The following is a 20,130-nucleotide window of genomic DNA, read 5'->3' on the forward strand; positions in this document are numbered from 1 at the left end:
AAAACAGACTGCCCTCCATGGAGGGCAGTCTGTTTTTGAGCCACCTCATCTGCTCTTTATCTTATCTTTGACGCGTGATCAATTTAAGTTCCCGTCTTTATTCCTTTTTCTCCCGCCACATCATTTTTCCCCGTTCAAAGAAACAGTCCACTTGCCCTTCCTCGTAAAGGTAGGTTAGGAAGGAACGGATGGTACTGGACACAAGAACATACTGGGTGGGATTAAGCGTGATATCATAAAGGGTGCACATGTGCTCCAATACCTCTTCCATGGTGACAGGGGCATGACATACGCCCCGGATCCGGGCCATAATCTCATATATCTTTCCTTTATTGACTTCTATTAACGCGTCTACCTGCTCCTGCTTCTCCCCGTGACTGGGAATAAAAAGATCCGCCTCCATGTTTCTCAGCCTTTCCAGGGTGTCCAGGTGGGCCCTGATGTCTAAAAGGTAAAACAGATGATACTTACTGATCACATATTCCGGAAAAAGACTGTCTGCGATAAAAAAAATGCCATCCGGCGTTTTTACGCCAATCATGTCAAAATAATGTCCCGGCAGGGGAATCGCGTGCAGGCCGGTACCCAGGATTTCAGCCGAGGAAGAAATCACAGAAGTCACCAGGGAAGGTTTTGCCACTAAAAATTTGTTGTGCAAGTCCCGGTTGGGAAAGCCGCCGTATAAAAAAGCCGCCTCCATCATGGGGTCGTTGATAAACGCGGCTTCCATCCGTGTGGCGGCAATCAGACAATCTGTTTTATCCTGCAAATAAGCGTTGCCGCCGATATGGTCCGCGTTGGAATGGGTGTTGACAATCAGTTTCAGGGACAAACCCTGCTCCCCAAGCAAGCGGAGAATCTGCCGGCCCGCTTCTTTGTCATTCCCGCTGTCTATTAAAATAGCCTGATCGTTGTCCACAAAGACCCCGATATTTGTGGGTGAAGGGATGTAATACGTATTCCCCTTAATATGTTCTAAAGTTAACCTGGCCATAAAAACCTCCTAAATTAGGGATATGCGCACCGGTTCGGTCCGGAACCATTCTAAATAGATCCGGTATTTAGACCCTGAAGGGTCTTTTCTACAAATTCCTTAGGCAGGGAGCTTCTTTTCACCATCTCATCAGACCTGCCGGCAAGACGCTCCTCTATGCCGTTAACGTTTCTCCTCTGCTTTCTTTTTCAGGATAAAATTCATGAACATACTTGTTTCCTTGAATGGGGAAAAACAATAGTCCCCATAAATATCCTTTACTCTAAATCCGGCATTTTCCGCCATCCTGATGAAATCATCTTTTGTTAGAAGAGAAAAACAGATCTCTAAAAAACGTTTATCACATAGTTTGTGATGCTGGTCATATATTTCATAAAACTGGACCCCGGTAACCTTCCTGGTTTTTGGATCAAACTGATTATAATAAGAAACAATCAGATTCTTATCGGGATCAATGGGGAAATTCCCTAAAATCCTTAGCTGTCCATCCGCAGTTTTGATGCGGTGATCCGGATTATATAAGGTACAAACAAAGGTGCCGTTATGCTCCAAATGCTGAAATATTTTGATCAGGGCGGTTTCCTGCCTTTGACTGTCAGAGATTTCGGAAAATGAGTTAAAGGGAATAAAAATAAAAGCATATTTTTCTTCCAGATTTAAAGCACAGACATCCTGACAGATTAACCCGGGGGAAATACCCAGCGCTTTAGCTTTATTTTTAAAGACATTTAGCATTTCGCTCGAATAATCCACACAGGTAAGGTCTACCTGCTCCTGCAATAAGGGTATGGATACTCTGCCCGTACCGCACATTAATTCAAGGCATTTTTCCGGAGTCCGTTTTGCCAGCTTTTTAAAAAATTCCACATCAAAGTCCACGGTCACATAAGTATCATACAAGTCTGCCACAAAGTTAAAATCAATACTCTTCATCCCAAACCTCCCGTTTTACCTCATACGGTATTTTTTTACCGCCGATTGGATTGTTTTCTTACGACCGGATGGGCTCGGCCCAAGGCGTGTCGGAGCACGGGTTATCACATGGGGCCGTGAAATATTAGGTAAAATATTAAATTTGAGAGATTGGCATAAACACAACTGATTCGTAATACCCATCCTATCGGGAGGTGAAAATATGACCAAAAAAGCCATTTTCTTGATCATTGTGGCGTCTATCCTACTTTTCTCTTCCGGCTGGCTCATGGGGCACAGTACCGCTTTGTGCAAATGCACCGGTCAATGCTGTCCGACCGCACAAAACATCCAGACAGAACCGGGTAATTAGAATCTTATTGTTTTGCACCAAAAGGTGCTTTTTTTCTCTAGTTCCTGCTTTTCGTCCATTCATCCTGTCCGGCATTACCGTCCCATAAGTGCCTGGCCAGATCCACTTTTCCATCTTTCGTAAAAGTGATTCCTTCCCGTTCCAGTAAAGCTCTTTGTATTTCTTTACGTCCGAAAACATAATCCGGTGCTAGTGTACCGGTCTTATTGACCACCCGATGACAGGGCAGGTGCATTTCCAGAGGCGCTGCGCGCATGGCCCAACATACTACTCTTCCATTCCTAGGCTGTCCTAGCAATAACGCTATTAGACCATAAGTGGCAACCTTACCTTCAGGAATCTTCCCAACTATTTCATATACGCGTGCAAAAAAATTCTTCACGTCATAATTCATCCTTCATTCATAAGTATAGGTTATCGGATCAAACACCCGCACAAATTCTCAAAAGGTAACCCATCATCAATGACAAACACGATCAAGGGGAAACAACCTAATTACCGGAAACCAGATTGAGGCCGATTACTCCAAATATGATCACGCCCAAAAAGAAAATCCGCCAAAATTCCCGGGGTTCGCCTAAAAAAACCATGCCAAGAACAGCCGTGCCCACGGCGCCTAACCCTGTCCAAACAGCATAAGCGGTGCCCGTAGGCAGGGTTTTCATCGCCATGGAAATGAACCAGATACTGATAAATGCCGCCAGGCAGGTTAAAATCGTTGGCACCAGCTTTGTATAGCCATCTGCCTTATCAGCAAAAAAGGCAAAAACCACTTCGCAAATTCCCCCGGCAATCAAGTAAAACCACGCCAAAATCCTCACTCCTTCATTTCTTTTGTGATTTTTTCCTCCCCATGGGGATCGCATCACCCCAGGGTTTTTGCTCCATAAAACCTTTTTCATTGGCAACCCTAGCCCTGGGTAAACTTCATTATTTCTTATTTCTGCATTTTCCAACAATATCCTTTCTTTTAAAAACATTCAATTCAGGGACGGTTCTTGAATTGAATGAGTTTCACTTTCCTCTTGCATTCAATTCAGGGACGGTTCTTGGCTTGAATAAGTTTAATTTTCCTCTTGTAACCTCTTCTTTGTAATCGTGCTCTAACCCCTGTATTTTATTCATTCAATCCAAGAAGAATGAAATCGCTAGCGCGATGGCTTTTATTACCATCTACCGAAAATAAAATTAAATAAAAGTGAAAAAGTATGCCCTTTTTGAGGAACATACTTTTTAAGAGTAAATTCAGGGACGGTTCTTGAATTGAATGGTTTCATTTTTCTGGCGCAGTCTCTTCTCTGTACTCTTGCTCTAACCCCTTTAAGTTAATTTATTCAATTCAAGAACCGTCCCTGAATTGAAAGAACTGAATTGAAAAATGATTTTTTAGCAGGCTAAATAGAATAAGCCGTTATAGATGAGGAGGAAATTAAGGCTGTCTGCTCTCGGTCCGTAGCCGATATTGCCCATTTCGGGATGAGGTGAGTAAAGCAGGAGCTTATGCCCATAATACTCTCCCTCCGCGAAAGCGCATTTATTGCGCAGCAGTTTATCAAAAAGCTCTGGGGTAAGACCGTTATACCAGCTTTTGACCGCCTCGGCCGCCATCGTATTATCGAGCATATCCCAGTGGGGCTTCAAAGGATCTTTGCCGCTGGCCAGCAGGCTTTCAAAATGGGCCAAAGGCTTCACATTATTGCCGGTAATGGTAATGGCGGGGCCTTCCCAGTACACCAAATTTATGGTGCTGGAGCTGCCCAAAGCCACGGCTGCGAAAATAGGGTGTTGATCGTTATCGATCCGGCAACGCACAAAACCGCTCCCGCTGCGCCAATAGTCCAAATCCTCGTTTTCCGTAGCATCTACGATGTTCAACCAGTAGGGATTCTTTTGATGATAGGAAGTCAAAGGCAAATAGGCACCGCCGCAAATGCCTAGATAATGACCGTGATCGGCAACAAAAGAACGGATCCGGTCATAGCCTTTATCACCCAACCCGGCATAATAACATTCGCCTGCGTCGGGGCTGCCGGGCACCATCAAGACATCAAAATGGGCCAACTTGCCTTCCCGGATCTCCTTATCGCTAATATAGCTGTGGGTAAAGCCGCCCATGTCCAATACTTCCAGCAAAGGGTCCGAGAATTCCCTGCCCGCGCCCCGGCCGTCATAAACAGCGATATTGATCGGCTTAACCATAAGGGAAGTCTGCGGCATGGCATCAAGCATTTCATAAATGATGCCGTTATCTTCCAGGATCGTTTGGGCTTCGGTGGTGTCATCCAGGGAAAAACCGCATTGATAATAATGACCTTCCGGCCAAAGCTGGGTGCCCGGCAAACGCAGGCCATTAACGTGCCAGGCCAAGGATATCCCTTTGCTGAGCAATTTGTTCAAGGCGCTAAAAGTACCGCTGATACTCTTCTGAAAAGAAAACAGACCGATTCTGTCGGTTGGGATAAATATTTTTGCCACTCTTAGTTTGCCCCTTTCTTCTTAAGCTTGGTAATAAAGCTTTCATAAACAGCTATGGTCTCTTGATCGGCACCGCCGGAGAGCTTGGTGCCTAACAGAAGGGCCAGGCAGCTGGCGATAAAACCGGGGATGAGCTCATAAAGATAATTGGACATGCCGCTATAATACCAGATGATCACCGTGACTAGACCAACAATAATGCTGGCAATAGCACCGGTTTTATTGACATGTTTGCTGTAGAGACTGAAGATGACCAGGGGGCCAAAAGAGGAGCCCAGACCGGCCGCCGCCAATAAAGCAACAGTAAAGACCAAATCCGATTTGAGGGACATGAGAAAAGCCAGCAATGCAATGACGACGACGGCGAACCTTTCCAGATTGACAACTTTTTTCTCATCGATATCTCTGGCATACTTTTTAATGATATTGGCGCCAAAAGCAGCTGCAGCTACAATCACATAGGCACTAACCGAAGATAAAATAGCCGCCATGACCGCAGAAGCGAACAATCCCAGAAGATAGGGCGGGAAATAAGTGCTGCCCATAGCAAAGAAGACCTGCTCGGGATCGGCGATATTGGGGAAGAGATAAGCGCCCAGCATACCGATGATCACCGCACCGAAAGTGGAGATGCTGACCCAGGTGGTGGCAATGAAAGTTGAGTCTTTGATCTCACTAGGATCCTTGATCGCCATGAAGCAAGTTGATACATGAACCATGCCGAAATAGCATAAGCCTACGCCCAGACCGCCGAGGATAATCGACAAAGCAGGGAAAAACCGGGTTTCGCCGTTGAGGAATTGGAAGAATCCCGGCGCTTGCTGATAAAGACTTTCGATGGCCGGACCATAACCGCCCATTTGAACGAGCACAGCGACAGGTACAAAGAGCAAGGCGAAGAACATCAGGGTACCCTGGAAAAGATTGCTCCAGCTGACCGCCATATAGCCGCCCAGGAAAGTATAAAGGACTACAATGATCAAACCGACGACGATCCCTACGCTATAATCGAGGCCAAAAGTGGCGTTGAGCAATTTGCCGCTGCCGATGATTTCCGCGGATGAATTAATGATCATAAAAACAATAATCGCAATACCGGCGCACAAGGCAACTGAACCGGTCTTATCGTTGACCCGTTTTTCGAAGTATTCGGTGATCGAAAAAGCATTATAGACTTCCGTAGCTACACGCAGACGGTTGGCAATGAAGATCCAGTTGAACATAGTACCGAAAATAAGACCGATAATGATCCAAATGGAAGCAAAACCTGCCGCATAAGCAGAGCCGGGGAGACCCATTAATAACCATCCGCTCATATCGGAAGACTCAGCGGAAATAGCGGTGACCCATTTATTGTTGGAACGTCCGGCCAGCGTATAATCCGAATAGGATTTAGCCCTTAAATAAGTAATAACACCGATAGCAACCAAAACCAACAGATATAATACAAATATCACTGCACTGGCTACCATTTTAATCACCTCCTAAAAATTTGCTTTTTTGTAGAACAAGTAAGAAATTAGGATACTGCTCCAAAGAGGAGTAAAGAAAATAAACCAGGCGCCTCCTGAAACCATCCTCTTCGCCTCCCTTCCTGGTGATTATGTAAATGCTTATGGCACATACACCGAAAGTTGTCTCAAAATAGCAAATTGTTTATTTTTTCTCTCAAAGAACTTTTAGAAAGAAAGAAAAAGATGATTGTGGTTTTTTTATCCAGTTTATATAATGAAATTGTCCTTTGATCTATCTACTTAATCTGTCATTATTACTATCATACCAAGTAAAGTAAGGTATACCTCAATAGGTTTTTAAGCATAAAATTATTGCTTTACGTAACTCTGTTTATTTTTCAAGGAAAAATATGCCTCAGAACATAAACTTCTCTAGTTAGGTATAGAAATTGGTCAAAAGGAGGATCGGCATGAAAATTAGTGAATTCAGCCAGCATTTCCATCTTGCTCCGGAAACGATTCGGTACTATATCAACAAGGGCCTTCTGGTGCCTGTCACAAAAAACGACCGCTATAATTTTCGTGAACAAGATATCGAAGATATGGAATTATTACTGAGACTTAAATCCTTTCGCTTTTCCATTACTGATATCCATAAAATACTTTCCTTAAAAAGGCTAAGCAATTTAGATAGCTCCGAAGAATTGAACGACTATATTAATATCCTGAAGGCACAAAAAAAAGTGCTTTTAGGTGAAAAAGCACAGCTGCAGAAATTGATCAACGACCTGCAACAAGAAATATCTACCAGTTCCGGCAAGCATACCGGGGCCATCAAGCGGAAGAGCGGCGTGCCTTTGACCTTTTTGCCTTATCTCTCGTGCCCCCATTGCCAGGGCCAGTTGAGCATCAGCAATTGCAATATCGAAAGAGACCAGATCATCTCCGGGGGCCTAAACTGCGCCTGCGGCTTTAAAGCAACGATTCAAAACGGGATCATCATCGGACAGCCGGGCAAGATCAGCGTCTATGACGGCCCCGATGTGGAGCGCAATAGCTACCGGATGATGAGCCCGTCCCTGATCACCCTGATGCAAAAGGCTTATCACTGGATGCTGGAACGTTTAAACAAATGCAACACCAAGGGAAAACTTGTCCTGGAGAATTTTGTTAATAATTACTGCTTCTGCTATTCCAATTTTGAATCTATGGACAAAGATGCCTATTATATCATCACTGATAAATATCCCGAAATTGTTGCAGTCTATAAAAGCCTGATCGATAAGCTGAATTTGGATCTTCAGGTTCTTTATATCGCAGCGGGCAGCCATTTATTGCCCTTGAAAAATAATTGCATCGACATCTATATTGATCTTGACGCCTCCAATGAGTATGCCATCTTTCATAACGGTTATGCGGTCGATGCCCTGACCCGTTATTTTCATCAAGACACCTATGCCATCGGCGCATTCTTTTTCTTTAAACCCGGGGGACCTTCAGCCCAGGAATTGCTTCGCCAATATCCCGAAACATGGGAAAAAAGTTTCGACATCGTCCACTTTCGCAAATATTTGCAGGAAATGTGGCAGGATACTCTTGATTACTACAATATCGGCTATGTAACCGATTCAGGTGAAGGGGAATCCTTTTCGTATCATATCCCCGGCGAAAAGCTGGGCTTAAACACTTATTTTATGCATGGCTTCAAGAACTCAAACAAAAAAACGCTATGATTTTTACACATTCAATTCAGGGACGGTTCTTGAATTGAATTTTAAGAAAAATATTCGCAGAAAAAATGGAATTTATTCAATTCAAGAACCGTCCCTGAATTGAATGATCTTTCTCATGGGAATGAATCGAATGCCGTCTCTTACTTGTTCGGCGTCTAACGGTTCAAATCCCATTTTTCCATATATATTCAGGGCATAAGGTGAAGAATTTACTTCCATCTCTGCGGCCTGCGCTTTTTCGACAGCCAAAGACACCAATTTCTTTGCGATACCTTTTCGCTGGTAACGATCATCAACAAACAATAAAGCAATGTGATTCCCATTTCTAACTTCAATCATGCCTATAATTTTCTGCTCAAAAATTGCGATCAAGCAAAATGACGTTCCTTCTGCCCATCTGCTCATCATGGCGTTGGGGTGACAATACATCCGGAAAGTCAATTGGCCTTCCGGTGCATACCCACATCCAACATACTTATCAAACACGCCCAGAACCAGCTCAATTATAGCCGGCACGTCTTGAGGCTGCGCCTCTCTAAATTGAATATCTTTCTCCAATCTCGCCACACTCCCGAATTTTTCCTTATTTATCCCCTTAGTTCTTTATTTTTTGAGAATTCCCTTCCCTTTTATGGCATGTTCTTGAAGATTATTCCAGCCGGGTTTAGCTGTAGCGAGGATAAGCAACCCCCGGCGGCTCACACTACCGGGGGCGATCATAATCATTTTTTGAAAAAACGTCTGTCCCTATCCCAACACTTAAAGATGCTGTACCGCTTTATCTATGCGCTCCAAAGCCATCTCAATCTGATCGATGGAGGTGGCATACGAGAGTCGCAAATAACCTTCTCCGTAGCTACCGAAGGAGGCGCCGGATAATGTGGCCACACCTGCCCGGTACAAAAGGAAATCCGCAAATGCCTTGCTCCCCATCCCTGTTCCCTTGATATTGGGGAAAGCGTAAAAAGCACCGTCCGCCTTTCTGCACCTAATTCCTTTGATGCTGTTTAATCCGTCGACGATGATTTCACGTCTTTTTCTAAATTCCTCCACCATTTTGGCCACAGCATCTTGGGTTCCCGTCAAGGCTTCGATCCCGGCAATTTGGGTAAATGGGGCCACACAAGAATTTGAATTAATCATCAGGTCCGTGATCTTCTTGGCCAATTCCTGCCGCATGATTCCATAGCCCAGCCGCCATCCGGTCATGGCATATGTTTTGGAAACCCCATCCAATACAATGGTCCAGTCCTTCATACCGGGGAGAGATGCGATGGATTTTACCGATCCGCGATAGACGATTCTCTGATAGATTTCATCAGACAGGATATAAATCCCCTTTCCTCGAATGGCGTCGGCAATTCCATGGATGTCCTCAGGGGTGAGCATTCCTCCTGTAGGGTTTGCCGGAGAATTGATAATCACCAGCTTTGTTTTTTCCGTAACTTTCTGTTTTAACTCCGCCACATCAAGCCGAAAGTCGTTTTCTTCCCTGAGAGGAATGGACACCGGAGTGGCTCCCACAAATTTAATGAGGGACTCGTATATCGGGAAACCCGGGTTGGGATAAATGACTTCATCCCCTTCATTTACAAGGGCCAGCACAGTATAAAACATGACCGGCTTACCTCCGGGGACAACTACCACTTCCTCCGTAGTGCAGTCAATTCCTTTATACTTTTGCGCATATGCCACCACTGCTTCCCGGAAGGGGAGATAGCCCTGGGCCGTGGCATAGTGGGTAAATCCCCTGTCCAGGGCCTTTTTCGCTGCTTCCACAATATTCCGGGGCGTAGCAAAATCCGGTTCTCCTATTTCAAAATGAATGATACTTTTTCCTTCTGCTTCCAGTGCTTTCGCTCTGGACAGCACCTCAAAAGCAGACTCGCTACCCAATCGGCCTAATCTTTCGGCAAATCGATGATCCGCCATTTGATACACCACCTTTTACACAGCTAGTATTCCAGTCATTTACCAATAACCGTCCCCCTCTAATCCCCATTTAGGGACCTGCTCTTGTGTACCCACATCCCTTAAACTAAAAAAACTATTTGAACTCATTGAACAAAGCCTCAAAGGCTTCTTTACTGTCTAAGGCATGATAGGCATGTTTATCTTCGGGAAACCTTTCATTCTTAACATCATCAACGTATGCTTTGAAAGCGTTTATGATTACTTCTCCTACGTTGGCATATTTTTTTACGAATTTTGGGGTAAAGGCCTGGAACAACCCCAGCATATCCCCGCAGATGATCAGCTGTCCGTCACAGGGAAGCCCTGCCCCGATGGAATAGACCGGAATCGTTAATTTCTCCGCGATAAAACCGGTCAATTCCGGGGGAATCGCTTCCAGAAGCAAGGCCCTTGCTCCCGCTTCCTGGATGGCAATGGCATCTTTGATTAAATCCCTGGCGCTGTTCACATCTCTGCCCTGTGCCTTAAAACCGCCCATCTGTCCGGAACTCTGGGGGGTTAATCCGATATGCCCAAATACTACAATCCCGGCCGCACAGATGGCCTTAATCTTGCTGATGACTCTTCTTCCCCCTTCCAGCTTGATGGCATCCGCATCTGCCTCCTTCAGAAACCGGCAGGCATTTCTTACGGCTTCTTCGTCCGACACCTGGTATGAGCCAAAAGGCATATCCCCCACGACAAACGTATTGGGAGCCCCTCTCCTGACTGCCTGACAGTGAAGAATACAATCATCCATAGTAACGGGGACTGTCCCCTGGTATCCCAGCACCACCATGCCCAGAGAATCTCCCACCAGGATCATATCCACGCCGGCCTGCTCTGCAAAAGAACCCATGGGAAAATCATATGCCGTGACCCAGGTTGCCTTTTCCTTTTTCTTCTTCATTTCCAACAAATCAAAGATTGTTTTTTTCTTGGCCATCACAATTCCTCCTTTAATTTCTGTCTCTCCTTAATGACAATAAAACCGACTACAGGAATAAATAGGCTATTTGCTGATGCCTATCCCGGCTGCTTTCTGTTCTCCTTTTCTTAAGAAATGATACAGGATCACTAATAGCAGCACCCAGACCGGGGCCACATAAAGAGCTACCCGGGTCACCGCTAAAAAGGCCATGGCAATAATCAGAAAGGCCAGGAAAGCCAGGCCCAGGTAAGAAGAAACGGGCCAAAAGGGCATCTTGAAAGCAGTCTCTTCACCGGCAGCCAGTTTCTCTTTTCTGAATTTTATCTGGGCGAGCAGGATTGTTCCCCAGGCCGTGATAATCGCCACCACGGTTACGGAAGAAATGATGTCGAAAACTTTTGCCGGTACAATATAATTCAGGACAACGGCAATTAATGCGACCACAGCGCTGAACCAGATGCCGACATAAGGTACCCCCGCTTTGTTGACTTTACCGAAGGCTTTCGGCGCGTTATTGTTTAAGGATAAGTTGTACAGCAACCGGGTAATCGCATATAAAGCGCTGTTCATCCCTGAAAGGGCAGCTGTCAGCACGACAAAGTTGATGATGGATGCCGCCGCCGGAATGCCCACCTTATCAAAAACCAGCACAAAGGGGCTCCCCTGGGTGCCGATTTGATTCCAGGGATAAAGGGTGACCATCACGGCCAGGGCACCGACATAGAAAATCATAATGCGCCAGAACACCTTGTTGACGGCCTTGGGAATCGATTTTTGGGGGTCATCTGCCTCCCCTGCCGTCACACCGATTAGTTCCACGCCCCCAAAGGCGAAAGCCACCAGGATAAATACCATCAGAAAGCCTTTTAGCCCACCGGCGAAAAAGCCCCCATTCACCCAGAGATTAGATAAACCGACCGGGTTCCCCCCGTTGCCAAAACCGACGAAGATCATCAAAATACCAAAAATAATCATACAGATAATGGCCACCACTTTGATCAGGGCAAACCAAAACTCGAACTCGCCGTAAGCCTTTACATTGATTAGATTTACCGTAACCAGCAAGGCCAGGATGACTAAAGCGGTAATCCATTTGGGAAAATCGGGAAACCAAAACTGAAGATAAATCCCTACGACGGAAAGCTCCGCCATCACGGTAGTGATCCCTTGGAACCAATAGGTCCAGCCGGAAAAAAAGCCGGCAAAACGGCCCAGATAGAGGGTGGCATAAGCACTGAAGGATCCCGAAACCGGGGTTGCCACGGAAAGTTCCCCCAAGGCGCGCATAATCAAAAAGATAAAGAAACCGCCAATTAAATAGGCCAGGGTAATGGAGGGACCGGTCATACTGATGGCCCCGGCTGAACCGTAGAATAGGCCGACACCGATGGCCCCGCCGATGGCAATCATCTGAATATGCCGGTTTTTTAAATTTCTCCTTAACTCTTCTTCTTTGATACTGTGATCCATCTTTCTTCCCCCTTTTTTATTTATTCACATCATTGGGTCCACGGAGAGATTCCTCTATCCCCCTTTCTTTTCTTTTTATTGATCCGGAGCAAGTTTTTACAGTTTTGCCCCGGTAAAAAATCAGATCAATTTTGCGGCAAACCAACAGACCGTCTCATCTAAAAGCTCTTGTTCATGGAGGTAAGTATCAAAGCGGTGCCCGGCTCCTTGAATATAATGGACCCGGCTCTCTGGATGCCGGAATGCTTGCTGGTAACGCATGGCGTCCACCGGGAATATCACTTGATCCTGTGTTCCCTGGATTAAAAGAGTCTCTTGGGGATATTTTTTGATCTCTGCTACCGGGTCCACATCTCTAAGTCCTTGAAAAAAATGGGGCCCCACCCGGTCGCCGTCCGGCGAGTCCACCCAGGCGCCGGCCAGTCCCCTGCGTAAATTTTCCTCGCCCACATAATTGGCTACATTCCGGTAAAGATTTGACGCAGGAGCCCATAATGCCAGCGTGTCGATGCCGCCATCAAGAGGTGCAGCACAGGCTGCAACTGCTCCCCCTAGACTATAGCCTAACAGCCCTATTTTGGTGTCTTTCCCGGTTTGGGGCCTCTTTCTTAACCAATCCAAGGCCTGGAGGGCTTGTTCAATATACCCGGCAATGGTTGCATCCTCAAGATCTCCCTCGCTGTCCCCGCACCCCAGAAAGTCAAAGCGCAGGGCTCCGAAACCTTGTGCCGCTAATCGCCGGCCCAGCTTCACAAACATTCTGTGTTTTTCCACTTTATCATCGGCAAAACCGTGCAGCATCACTATCCAGGCAGGAATGTCCTGGATCCCGGGGATATGCAAGATACCGGCCATGTTCTGGTGCTGACAGGGAATAGAAACTTGCTCTTCCCTGGTTTCCTTTTTTCCCAAAACCATCTCAGCTTCTTCCTCCTTCTCCCTGATCCAAATCCTACTATTTTCATTTAAATTGTAATCATACTTTTCAAATCCCATCAAAAAAGATCAAAAATATTTCAAATGAAAGGCAAAAATAAAAGAAAATCAACAAAAAAAAACCTGAGATAGTTTAATGCTATCCCAGGGGGTTTTTGGCAGGGAAGATGCCCATTTAAATTTGGAGTAACAGCCCCTCCATAAATTTATCAATATTGGCCTTGCCGCCCGATTTTCCCTGGCCTTTCAGATAGGCCATTTCCGCTTTGACACTCCCAAAGTCAAAAAGGACACCGGCGTAACTCTGGAACTGTTCATTGTAGTAGTCCTCCAGGCCCAGATAGGCCATATTGGTCAATCCTTTTTTGATCGCCCGACGGATCCGCTGCTTAACAATAATGGGGTTTTCCCCCAAGGCCGAGCAGATTGTGTTCAGGTCACACTCTTCATAGGGCTTTCTCTTCTCGTTCAGATACATGACGATGCGGATAATGTCATTGGTACCCTTTTCCCCCAGCATACCCAAAACACCCAGCAGCCGCTTTACGTCCTTCAGTTTATCCTTTCTCCCGGCAGTCGGAATCAGCTTGCTGTTGATCACCCGCTGGATCTTCCCCAGCATTTTTTGCAGCTCCATCTTTTCCGCAACCAGCTGGGCTACTTTTTCTACTTCCACCTTGTTAATCGGTTTGCTGATAAAAAATTCGATACCGGCTTCATAGGCACTTGTCACCAACTCTTCATGGGAAACCTGAGATACCATAATCAAACAAATATCCGGTTTTGCCTGCTTGATCTCCCTGATCAGGCTAACTCCGTCCAGCTTGGGCATCAAGAAGTCCACCAGAACAATATTCACGTCGCTGACCAGTATTTTTTTCAGGGCTGTCTCGCCATCATAAGCAAACCCCACCACTTCTCCCAGATTGCTTTTCTCGATAATTTTGGTGAGAACCCGTACCATCCCCTCATCATCATCAACGATATAATACTTCATGGCCCGTACCCTCCAGTACCTGTGCAGGTAAAGTAATGCTAAAGGTTGTTCCCTTGTTCTTCTCCGTTTCTACGTGGATCGTACCACCGAACCTGTTTTCAACCAAATCCTTCACCAGTGTCAGGCCCAGTCCCCGGCTGATCTCACCCGTATTGTCATCAAACCTGCTGCTGAACCCCGGCAGATAAATGAACGGCATATCTTCCGGGCTGATCCCTTCGCCATTGTCCAGAACGGCAAAGATCAGGCGATCTTCTTTTCTGCTGATATGAACGGAAACTGTGCCCCCTTTTTCCTTTCCGATTGCCTCAATACTGTTATTGATCAGGTTTTTCAAAATAGACGTGAGATAAAAATGCTGTTTTACCGTGGCATCAGACTCCATGTGGAAACTAATCTTGATATCATAGCCCTCTTTGCGGATAAATTCCCGGGCATCGGCTTCCAGAATTTCCGCGATCTCACTGATGCGCATGCTTTCTATGTCCAGCTCATCCTGGGAGAACTCTTTCAGGCCTTTAATCACTCTGAGATAATCCTTTTTGATTTCATGGACATCTTTGGCAATATCCAGCGCCATATTCTTCACCTCATCCGATTGATTACTCTCGGACAGTTGTTTATACACCTGAAAAGACTTTTTCATCACATCTTCTACCTCGGCAATATTCTTGTTCATGAAGTAGATTTCACTTTTGAAGCTGGAAGTTTTGAGAAACAGTTGCCTGTACCTGGCTTCACGTTCCTCCCGGGCCAAAGTTGTTTTATAATAGCGGAAGATGATAATAATGGTCAAAACAATACAGGCTCGGATCGCGGCAATTAAAAGCAGTCCCTTAATGATGGAAATGCTGATCCCTTTGCCCCGGGCATAAATAAAAATTTCTACAATGTTGGAAAAAACATCGCAGCAGAAAATGGTGATACCGAACCAATAGAGTTCTTTTTTCTTACGCCGGTAATACATCAGGTAATAGACCATGGCATAAGAAAAGCCAAAGATCACATCCGGCGCCGCCACGGCCACAACTTCATGAAAATCCTTTTGACTGTTGTATTCCAGAAAGCCTCTCAAGGAGGGCGTGATAATTCCCGCAATAGAAACAGGTAAAAGGGGATTAAAATCAGCAATGTATTTATACAACAAGAGCGGAATGGTAATGACCGAAAGGGCGATGGTAAATCCCCTAAAATAGAGATCAATATAAAACCGGTTTGTGATGGCAATACATAATAAAAATATGGCCAGTCTTTTATATTTATCCATCCTATCCGTCTTATCCATTTGCCTCTTCCTTCTTCTCTTTGATAGATAGCAGCCTATACTTACAGATAGCGTTTAACGGTATTCATGTAGTTTTTATACTCTTCGCCAAATTCTTTTATACACCATCTTTCTTCAGATAAAATCAGATAATGAACTGAAATTTGAAAGATCATCAGGATAAATAATAAGAGCCATGAACTAGTTAACATACTACCACCCAAAAAATATAAAAAGAAAGCCAGGTACATAGGATTACGAGAAATTTTATATAACCCGCCGGCATTTAAGCCATTTTGATCTGGTTTGGCAAAATGTATCATTGCAATCATGTATAAAATTATACCTATTATGCATGTTCCTAATCCGATAAAATTTAAGACGTGATTAAGCTTTATTTTTAGAAAAATTAAAATAATCATCAGAGATAATGTTGTTATTTGGTAAATCCAAAAGGCTATCTTCTCTTTACCTTCTGTTGGTGGAAAAAATGCCGCGCGTTTGGCGGCTTCTTTACTTAGAATACCTAATAGACAATAACGGATCAATATTATCGGTAATACTAATATAAAACCATTCAGATTAAGTCCCTCCCCCGCCAATCCAATTCAGGCATTCAATTCAGGGACGGTTCTTGAATTGAATTGCATTATTCTCTTTTTGATTTTCTCTCCTAATGCTAATCCTCTGATCCTATTATTCAATTCAAGAACCGTCCCTGAATTGAATGCCTCCATCGAGACTAAAAACTGATATCATATTCCATTCTCTTCGCAGTTGTCCGCGCAACCTCTTTTCCCAAGAGTTTTACAATCAGATAAAAGGACATATTCATTCCGGCTGAAATCCCGCCGGATGTAATGATTGAACCTGCGTCAACATACTTAACGCCTCGTTTCACAGTAACCTTGGGAAATTCCTTTTCCAGCCTATCCATATCCATCCAATGAGTTGTGGCACTTTTACCATCTAACAAACCCGCTTTAGCCAGCAAAAAAGCACCCGTGCAAACAGATGTCATTAATGAAACCTTACTCATTTGGTCTTTTATCCAACCAATAACAACATCATTATAAATTTCAATCTCTTCCGCACCGTATCCGCCAGGGATAATCAGGATGTCGAAGCTAATATCATCCGTAAAACTGTAATCCGGTACAACTTGGAGCCCATTACGCGCTCGGACTGTTTCTTTTGTCTGAGCAACTGTTTTAACGTCAAATGGCTTTAGGTTTGTTCCAGGATAAGTGGATATGGACAATACCTCAAATGGTCCTGCAAAGTCCAATACCTCAACCTCATTAAAAAGTAATATACCAATCTTCCACTGTCGCATCGCTTTCCTCCTCTATTAAATAGAATAAGTAAGGGGGTTAGGCATTCAAAGATCTGTATTCATAGCCGATTATACCTTTTTTGTTCTTCCAGTCGTTATGGTAATATTCAATTCAAGAACCGTCCCCGAATTGAATATTTTCTTTTTGCCATCTCGGGTTTCAGCACGGACACGGCTGGATTGCTTTATGGAACCTGGATTCGCTTAACATTTCGTGGCCGATATACGCGCCGTTCAGAAAAACGCTATGAAGAGAAAAAGCGACGGGCAGATTTTGGGCATCTTCTTTCGTCGCCACCTTGATTGCCTTAAATGCCAATCCATTCTCCTTGGAGAGCCTTTCCGTTTCTTTTAGATAATACTCCGTGAAAGGACACCCGTTTGAATAGTAAATAACGAGTCCTTGTGAAGAAGCAGGCTTTAACGATTTCGTACAGATATTAAAAACCGGATTATCTTCTTTCAGGTTATTCTTCAAGACCATCAATTCAAAGTAGGGATCTGCGATATCACAAACGACAAAACCGGCCTTTTTGAAAAAGGCCTTATCATTCAAAAACGGTTTTTTCTTGCTGCCGACTATGACGGCAATGCCTTTCTTATTTTTGGCGTCATACATACATTCTTCCAATAATCGTTTGCCGATGCCTTTCCCGGCAAACTGTCCGGATACCCAGAAGCACTCAATAAACATGTAGCCATCTGCTTTTATAGGGGCCCAGGCATTTTCGGCGGGTCCATATTGGATAAAAGCTTTTCCTCTAACAGCAGCTTTTTTAAAAACAAAGCCCTCCCGGAACCGGTCTTTCATCCATTTTTTCTTTTCCGATAGGCCATATTCATGTTTTTTGTCCCCTATCGCACAGCAAATGTGCTCCGAGTCAATATTATTTTCATTGATGGTAACTATTTGGGGCAGCGACATGGTATTCCTCCTTCTTACAGGTTTCCGGCTGCAAAGGGGATAAGCCCTCTTGCAGATATAAATACTGGATAATCAGCGTTTATCATCTATTCCCTTCCATAATTATCGATAAATTTACCTATCAAAGGATACCGGTAATCATTCCCTTTATAGGACATAAAAGCAGCATAGATGGCCATCAGAGCTATCGCTCCATATATCACTGACAAGCCAAGGGCTAGCAAGCTGGATGTCCTGCCGAAACTGATACTGAATAATCCAAAGAATCTTACCGTTTTGAATATGAATAGAAATGCACATACAATTAGTTGGAGTCCGACTGCTTGTTTCACTCCTTTTTTGACAAAACAGGAATTGTCCTTTTCTAAAAAGTAGATCACAAAGGCGATAAATAAACCGGGAAAATTAATTAAAATACATAAATGGGCAATGCTAACCAGTGCCCTCTCCTTCGTTTCCAAAGCAATCATCCCCTTAGCTCATTCTCCTGACATCGTCCGAAAGCTGACGATCTATAAAATCGATCACTAATGAAAAAAATAAGCCGATTCCACGACTCATATCTCTTAGATATGAAAGTCTAATTATGACGCAATTTGGGGCTTCAGTCTTATTGCCATCAGTCTCTTTATATCATCGAGAACAGACTTATCTCTCACCTCTATCATCAGCCAACGTCCGCCACAGGAAAAGGATGTTTTTCGGTATAAATTTTGCACGTATGGGGTAAATGTTTCTAAAGCCATTTCTACCTCTTCTTCCTCCTTTGCACCTATCACTACTAATGCAATCACATATCCTTCTAGAGGATACAGCGTACACAATGATTTACTACTCTTTCGATATTTCAAATTCCATCCTGGCTGTGCAGAACATTTACTATATGCCATTTGGGGTTGGATCTGATATGCTCTGTTAATATATGCATGTAGTTCAGACAAAAGCGGTTCTCCTTCACCAATAAACTGTTTAATCTCTTCAAAAGACGGCATCTGATTGATAGTGAATAGCTCGCTCCATTTCATATCCAATCTAATCTCCTTTTCATATCCAAAACCTAAAATTTCCCGCAAGTGCAAAACGAATAAACATAACGGATATCAGTAAGCTTTTTTCCCATGATTTCAAAAACATATTCATCTTGATTATATTGCCATCCACTCTTTTCGTAAAAACGTCTGGCTCGTTGATTATCTTGAAGTACCCATAAGTAAAGGGATTGATAACCGGATTTTTTCAAATCTGATAAAGCACTTTTCAACAGCCTATTCCCATACCCTTTACCGAAATACGCAGGCAACAGATAAAGAGAGACAATTTCACCCCAGCTTGGCAGACTTTTATCTCTGGATCTTCCATAAGCAACACACCCAACCGGGCTACCATGATCCGTAATGATTTGTACGGCCAAAACATTATCTTTTATCCAAACTGAAAAAGCGGATACCCAAAAATCTTCTTTAAGCTCATCTAAGTAGGCTTGTGGAACAATTCCCCCATAGGCTGATTTCCAGCTTAAAGCATGAATACGGCTGATATCTTTAACATCGTCAAGCGTTCCTTTTCTAATTTCCATCTTAATTCTCCCTAATATTTTGTACTTTCTATAACAGATAGGAAGGAAAATCCCCTCTTTTCTGAAGGATGCTGCGTCTAAAACAATTTTATCAGTATATGAAAGGTATGTATCTCTTTGTTCTGCTTTTATATTCCATATATTGTTGTCCATGCACTTTCGTTAAAAAATCTTCTTCACAACGGACTTGGATCTCAAGGATGATGACAAACATCAAATTCAGTAAAAAAATAGTCCATGTTGGCCAAATTACCCATACGCCGATATTTAATATAAAAAGTCCCAGGTACGTTGGATTTCTGATGAACTTATATAACCCTGAGGTAATCAAATTTGTTTTCACTTTTTCATCGATACCTACCCGCCATGACTTACCCATCTTGATTTGGGCGTAAGCACACAATGATAGTCCCCATATTCCGATCAGAAAACCACCTATGTCAAAGGATAAGTTATTCAATGGTTCAAAGCGGCTAAACATTGAGGCAAACTGGTATCCTGTAGCATGAACAATAAAGATAATACACGCATAGGCCGTTAATATTCTCAATAACTGATTCATGAATTTTTGAACATTCGATTCCGACGATTTCATTACTTCCGGATCTATTCCTGTGCTTCTGATTTGATTATTCCTTTTCATTTTCCATAATACAAAATATACCACAAATAATATCACTACAAAAATTGTCTCAATTAACTTCAATTCTTTAACCCCCGAAATAGAATATTTAAAAGACTGATCAAAAAAAGGCAAACTCTACAGTTCTTAGCAATGTTTTACCCTTGCATTTATCGATG

General features: G+C 43.8%; 22 protein-coding genes. 2 read left to right on the plus strand and 20 right to left on the minus strand.

The genetic code is table 11. The features are described from left to right. Positions 1-97 precede the first annotated feature (97 nt). Positions 98-994, minus strand: a complete 897-nt coding sequence (locus DCMF_RS10050; protein WP_148134314.1) for an MBL fold metallo-hydrolase — start codon at positions 992-994, stop codon at positions 98-100. Between the two features lie 162 nt (positions 995-1,156). After that, positions 1,157-1,927 carry a class I SAM-dependent methyltransferase gene (locus DCMF_RS10055; protein ID WP_148134315.1) on the minus strand — a complete coding sequence of 257 codons (771 nt, stop codon included), beginning with the start codon at positions 1,925-1,927 and terminating at the stop codon, positions 1,157-1,159. 202 nt (positions 1,928-2,129) lie between these two features. Between DCMF_RS10055 and DCMF_RS29175 the strand changes: the two genes are divergently transcribed. Further along, positions 2,130-2,279, plus strand: a complete 150-nt coding sequence (locus DCMF_RS29175; RefSeq protein WP_214659240.1) for a hypothetical protein — start codon at positions 2,130-2,132, stop codon at positions 2,277-2,279. Positions 2,280-2,316: 37 nt separating this feature from the next. On the opposite strand, the gene DCMF_RS10060 is transcribed toward DCMF_RS29175, so the two are convergent. The 4 genes from DCMF_RS10060 to DCMF_RS10075 form a co-directional block, all read right to left on the minus strand. Then, the gene (locus tag DCMF_RS10060) at positions 2,317-2,661 is read right to left on the minus strand and encodes an MGMT family protein (RefSeq protein ID WP_236860236.1); all 345 of its coding nucleotides are present in this window, start codon (positions 2,659-2,661) and stop codon (positions 2,317-2,319) included. 109 nt (positions 2,662-2,770) lie between these two features. Further along, the gene (locus tag DCMF_RS10065) at positions 2,771-3,091 is read right to left on the minus strand and encodes a DMT family transporter (protein ID WP_214659241.1); all 321 of its coding nucleotides are present in this window, start codon (positions 3,089-3,091) and stop codon (positions 2,771-2,773) included. Between the two features lie 574 nt (positions 3,092-3,665). After that, a complete protein-coding gene (locus DCMF_RS10070; protein WP_148134317.1) occupies positions 3,666-4,754 on the minus strand; it encodes a BPL-N domain-containing protein in 1,089 nt (362 codons plus the stop codon). A gap of 2 nt (positions 4,755-4,756) precedes the next feature. Further along, a complete protein-coding gene (locus DCMF_RS10075) occupies positions 4,757-6,226 on the minus strand; it encodes a sodium/proline symporter (RefSeq protein ID WP_148134318.1) in 1,470 nt (489 codons plus the stop codon). A gap of 452 nt (positions 6,227-6,678) precedes the next feature. Here DCMF_RS10075 and DCMF_RS10080 point away from each other — a divergent pair, with 452 nt between their 5' ends. Further along, positions 6,679-7,941, plus strand: coding sequence for a MerR family transcriptional regulator (locus tag DCMF_RS10080; protein WP_148134319.1), 1,263 nt, complete (start codon positions 6,679-6,681; stop codon positions 7,939-7,941). Between the two features lie 81 nt (positions 7,942-8,022). Here the strand turns inward: DCMF_RS10080 and DCMF_RS10085 are convergent, their stop codons facing one another. The 14 genes from DCMF_RS10085 to DCMF_RS10150 all read right to left on the minus strand — a co-directional run bounded on the left by DCMF_RS10085 (position 8,023) and on the right by DCMF_RS10150 (position 20,035). Beyond that, positions 8,023-8,499, minus strand: a complete 477-nt coding sequence (locus tag DCMF_RS10085; RefSeq protein ID WP_148134320.1) for a GNAT family N-acetyltransferase — start codon at positions 8,497-8,499, stop codon at positions 8,023-8,025. A 201-nt stretch (positions 8,500-8,700) separates the two neighbouring features. Then, positions 8,701-9,873, minus strand: a complete 1,173-nt coding sequence (locus tag DCMF_RS10090; RefSeq protein ID WP_148134321.1) for a pyridoxal phosphate-dependent aminotransferase — start codon at positions 9,871-9,873, stop codon at positions 8,701-8,703. Positions 9,874-9,988: 115 nt separating this feature from the next. Then, the gene (panB, locus tag DCMF_RS10095) at positions 9,989-10,840 is read right to left on the minus strand and encodes a 3-methyl-2-oxobutanoate hydroxymethyltransferase (RefSeq protein WP_148134322.1); all 852 of its coding nucleotides are present in this window, start codon (positions 10,838-10,840) and stop codon (positions 9,989-9,991) included. Positions 10,841-10,906: 66 nt separating this feature from the next. After that, a complete protein-coding gene (locus tag DCMF_RS10100) occupies positions 10,907-12,295 on the minus strand; it encodes an amino acid permease (RefSeq protein WP_148134323.1) in 1,389 nt (462 codons plus the stop codon). Between the two features lie 120 nt (positions 12,296-12,415). Next, positions 12,416-13,213: an alpha/beta hydrolase gene (locus DCMF_RS10105; RefSeq protein WP_214659242.1), complete on the minus strand. Its 798-nt coding sequence runs from the start codon at positions 13,211-13,213 to the stop codon at positions 12,416-12,418. Positions 13,214-13,406: 193 nt separating this feature from the next. Continuing rightward, on the minus strand, positions 13,407-14,228 hold the full coding sequence (locus DCMF_RS10110; RefSeq protein WP_148134325.1) for a DNA-binding domain-containing protein: 822 nt from the start codon (positions 14,226-14,228) through the stop codon (positions 13,407-13,409). Continuing rightward, a complete protein-coding gene (locus DCMF_RS10115; RefSeq protein WP_148134326.1) occupies positions 14,209-15,513 on the minus strand; it encodes a sensor histidine kinase in 1,305 nt (434 codons plus the stop codon). The genes DCMF_RS10110 and DCMF_RS10115 overlap by 20 nt, the downstream gene beginning before the upstream one ends. A 41-nt stretch (positions 15,514-15,554) precedes the next feature. Beyond that, entirely contained in the window at positions 15,555-16,094 is a 540-nt protein-coding gene (locus DCMF_RS10120) for a methyltransferase family protein (RefSeq protein ID WP_335582402.1), read from the minus strand. A 140-nt stretch (positions 16,095-16,234) separates the two neighbouring features. Beyond that, positions 16,235-16,828 (minus strand): DJ-1/PfpI family protein, encoded by a 594-nt coding sequence (locus DCMF_RS10125; RefSeq protein WP_148134327.1) that lies wholly within the window; start codon positions 16,826-16,828, stop codon positions 16,235-16,237. A 160-nt stretch (positions 16,829-16,988) separates the two neighbouring features. Beyond that, positions 16,989-17,753, minus strand: coding sequence for a GNAT family N-acetyltransferase (locus DCMF_RS10130; protein ID WP_148134328.1), 765 nt, complete (start codon positions 17,751-17,753; stop codon positions 16,989-16,991). An 86-nt stretch (positions 17,754-17,839) separates the two neighbouring features. Continuing rightward, a complete protein-coding gene (locus DCMF_RS10135; RefSeq protein WP_214659243.1) occupies positions 17,840-18,214 on the minus strand; it encodes a DUF4870 domain-containing protein in 375 nt (124 codons plus the stop codon). A gap of 123 nt (positions 18,215-18,337) precedes the next feature. Then, positions 18,338-18,778: a DUF3788 domain-containing protein gene (locus tag DCMF_RS10140; protein WP_148137830.1), complete on the minus strand. Its 441-nt coding sequence runs from the start codon at positions 18,776-18,778 to the stop codon at positions 18,338-18,340. Between the two features lie 32 nt (positions 18,779-18,810). Further along, positions 18,811-19,329, minus strand: coding sequence for a GNAT family N-acetyltransferase (locus DCMF_RS10145; protein ID WP_148134330.1), 519 nt, complete (start codon positions 19,327-19,329; stop codon positions 18,811-18,813). A 91-nt stretch (positions 19,330-19,420) separates the two neighbouring features. Then, positions 19,421-20,035: a methyltransferase family protein gene (locus DCMF_RS10150; protein WP_214659244.1), complete on the minus strand. Its 615-nt coding sequence runs from the start codon at positions 20,033-20,035 to the stop codon at positions 19,421-19,423. Positions 20,036-20,130: the final 95 nt, after the last annotated feature.

Source organism: Candidatus Formimonas warabiya, assembly GCF_002777255.1.
Classification (GTDB): domain Bacteria; phylum Bacillota; class Dehalobacteriia; order Dehalobacteriales; family Dehalobacteriaceae; genus Formimonas; species Formimonas warabiya.

What these genes read in the sequence shown, in the direction of transcription:
- DCMF_RS10145 (WP_148134330.1), bottom strand. Translation starts at nt 19,329, where the DNA reads ATGGAAATTAGAAAAGGAACGCTTGACGATGTTAAAGATATCAGCCGT.
- DCMF_RS10055 (WP_148134315.1), bottom strand. Translation starts at nt 1,927, where the DNA reads ATGAAGAGTATTGATTTTAACTTTGTGGCAGACTTGTATGATACTTAT.
- DCMF_RS10100 (WP_148134323.1), bottom strand. Translation starts at nt 12,295, where the DNA reads ATGGATCACAGTATCAAAGAAGAAGAGTTAAGGAGAAATTTAAAAAAC.
- DCMF_RS10075 (WP_148134318.1), bottom strand. Translation starts at nt 6,226, where the DNA reads ATGGTAGCCAGTGCAGTGATATTTGTATTATATCTGTTGGTTTTGGTT.
- DCMF_RS10115 (WP_148134326.1), bottom strand. Translation starts at nt 15,513, where the DNA reads ATGGATAAGACGGATAGGATGGATAAATATAAAAGACTGGCCATATTT.
- DCMF_RS10050 (WP_148134314.1), bottom strand. Translation starts at nt 994, where the DNA reads ATGGCCAGGTTAACTTTAGAACATATTAAGGGGAATACGTATTACATC.
- DCMF_RS10105 (WP_214659242.1), bottom strand. Translation starts at nt 13,213, where the DNA reads ATGGTTTTGGGAAAAAAGGAAACCAGGGAAGAGCAAGTTTCTATTCCC.
- DCMF_RS10130 (WP_148134328.1), bottom strand. Translation starts at nt 17,753, where the DNA reads ATGTCGCTGCCCCAAATAGTTACCATCAATGAAAATAATATTGACTCG.
- DCMF_RS10110 (WP_148134325.1), bottom strand. Translation starts at nt 14,228, where the DNA reads ATGAAGTATTATATCGTTGATGATGATGAGGGGATGGTACGGGTTCTC.
- DCMF_RS10080 (WP_148134319.1), top strand. Translation starts at nt 6,679, where the DNA reads ATGAAAATTAGTGAATTCAGCCAGCATTTCCATCTTGCTCCGGAAACG.
- DCMF_RS10125 (WP_148134327.1), bottom strand. Translation starts at nt 16,828, where the DNA reads ATGCGACAGTGGAAGATTGGTATATTACTTTTTAATGAGGTTGAGGTA.
- DCMF_RS29175 (WP_214659240.1), top strand. Translation starts at nt 2,130, where the DNA reads ATGACCAAAAAAGCCATTTTCTTGATCATTGTGGCGTCTATCCTACTT.
- panB (WP_148134322.1), bottom strand. Translation starts at nt 10,840, where the DNA reads ATGGCCAAGAAAAAAACAATCTTTGATTTGTTGGAAATGAAGAAGAAA.
- DCMF_RS10140 (WP_148137830.1), bottom strand. Translation starts at nt 18,778, where the DNA reads ATGAAATGGAGCGAGCTATTCACTATCAATCAGATGCCGTCTTTTGAA.
- DCMF_RS10090 (WP_148134321.1), bottom strand. Translation starts at nt 9,873, where the DNA reads ATGGCGGATCATCGATTTGCCGAAAGATTAGGCCGATTGGGTAGCGAG.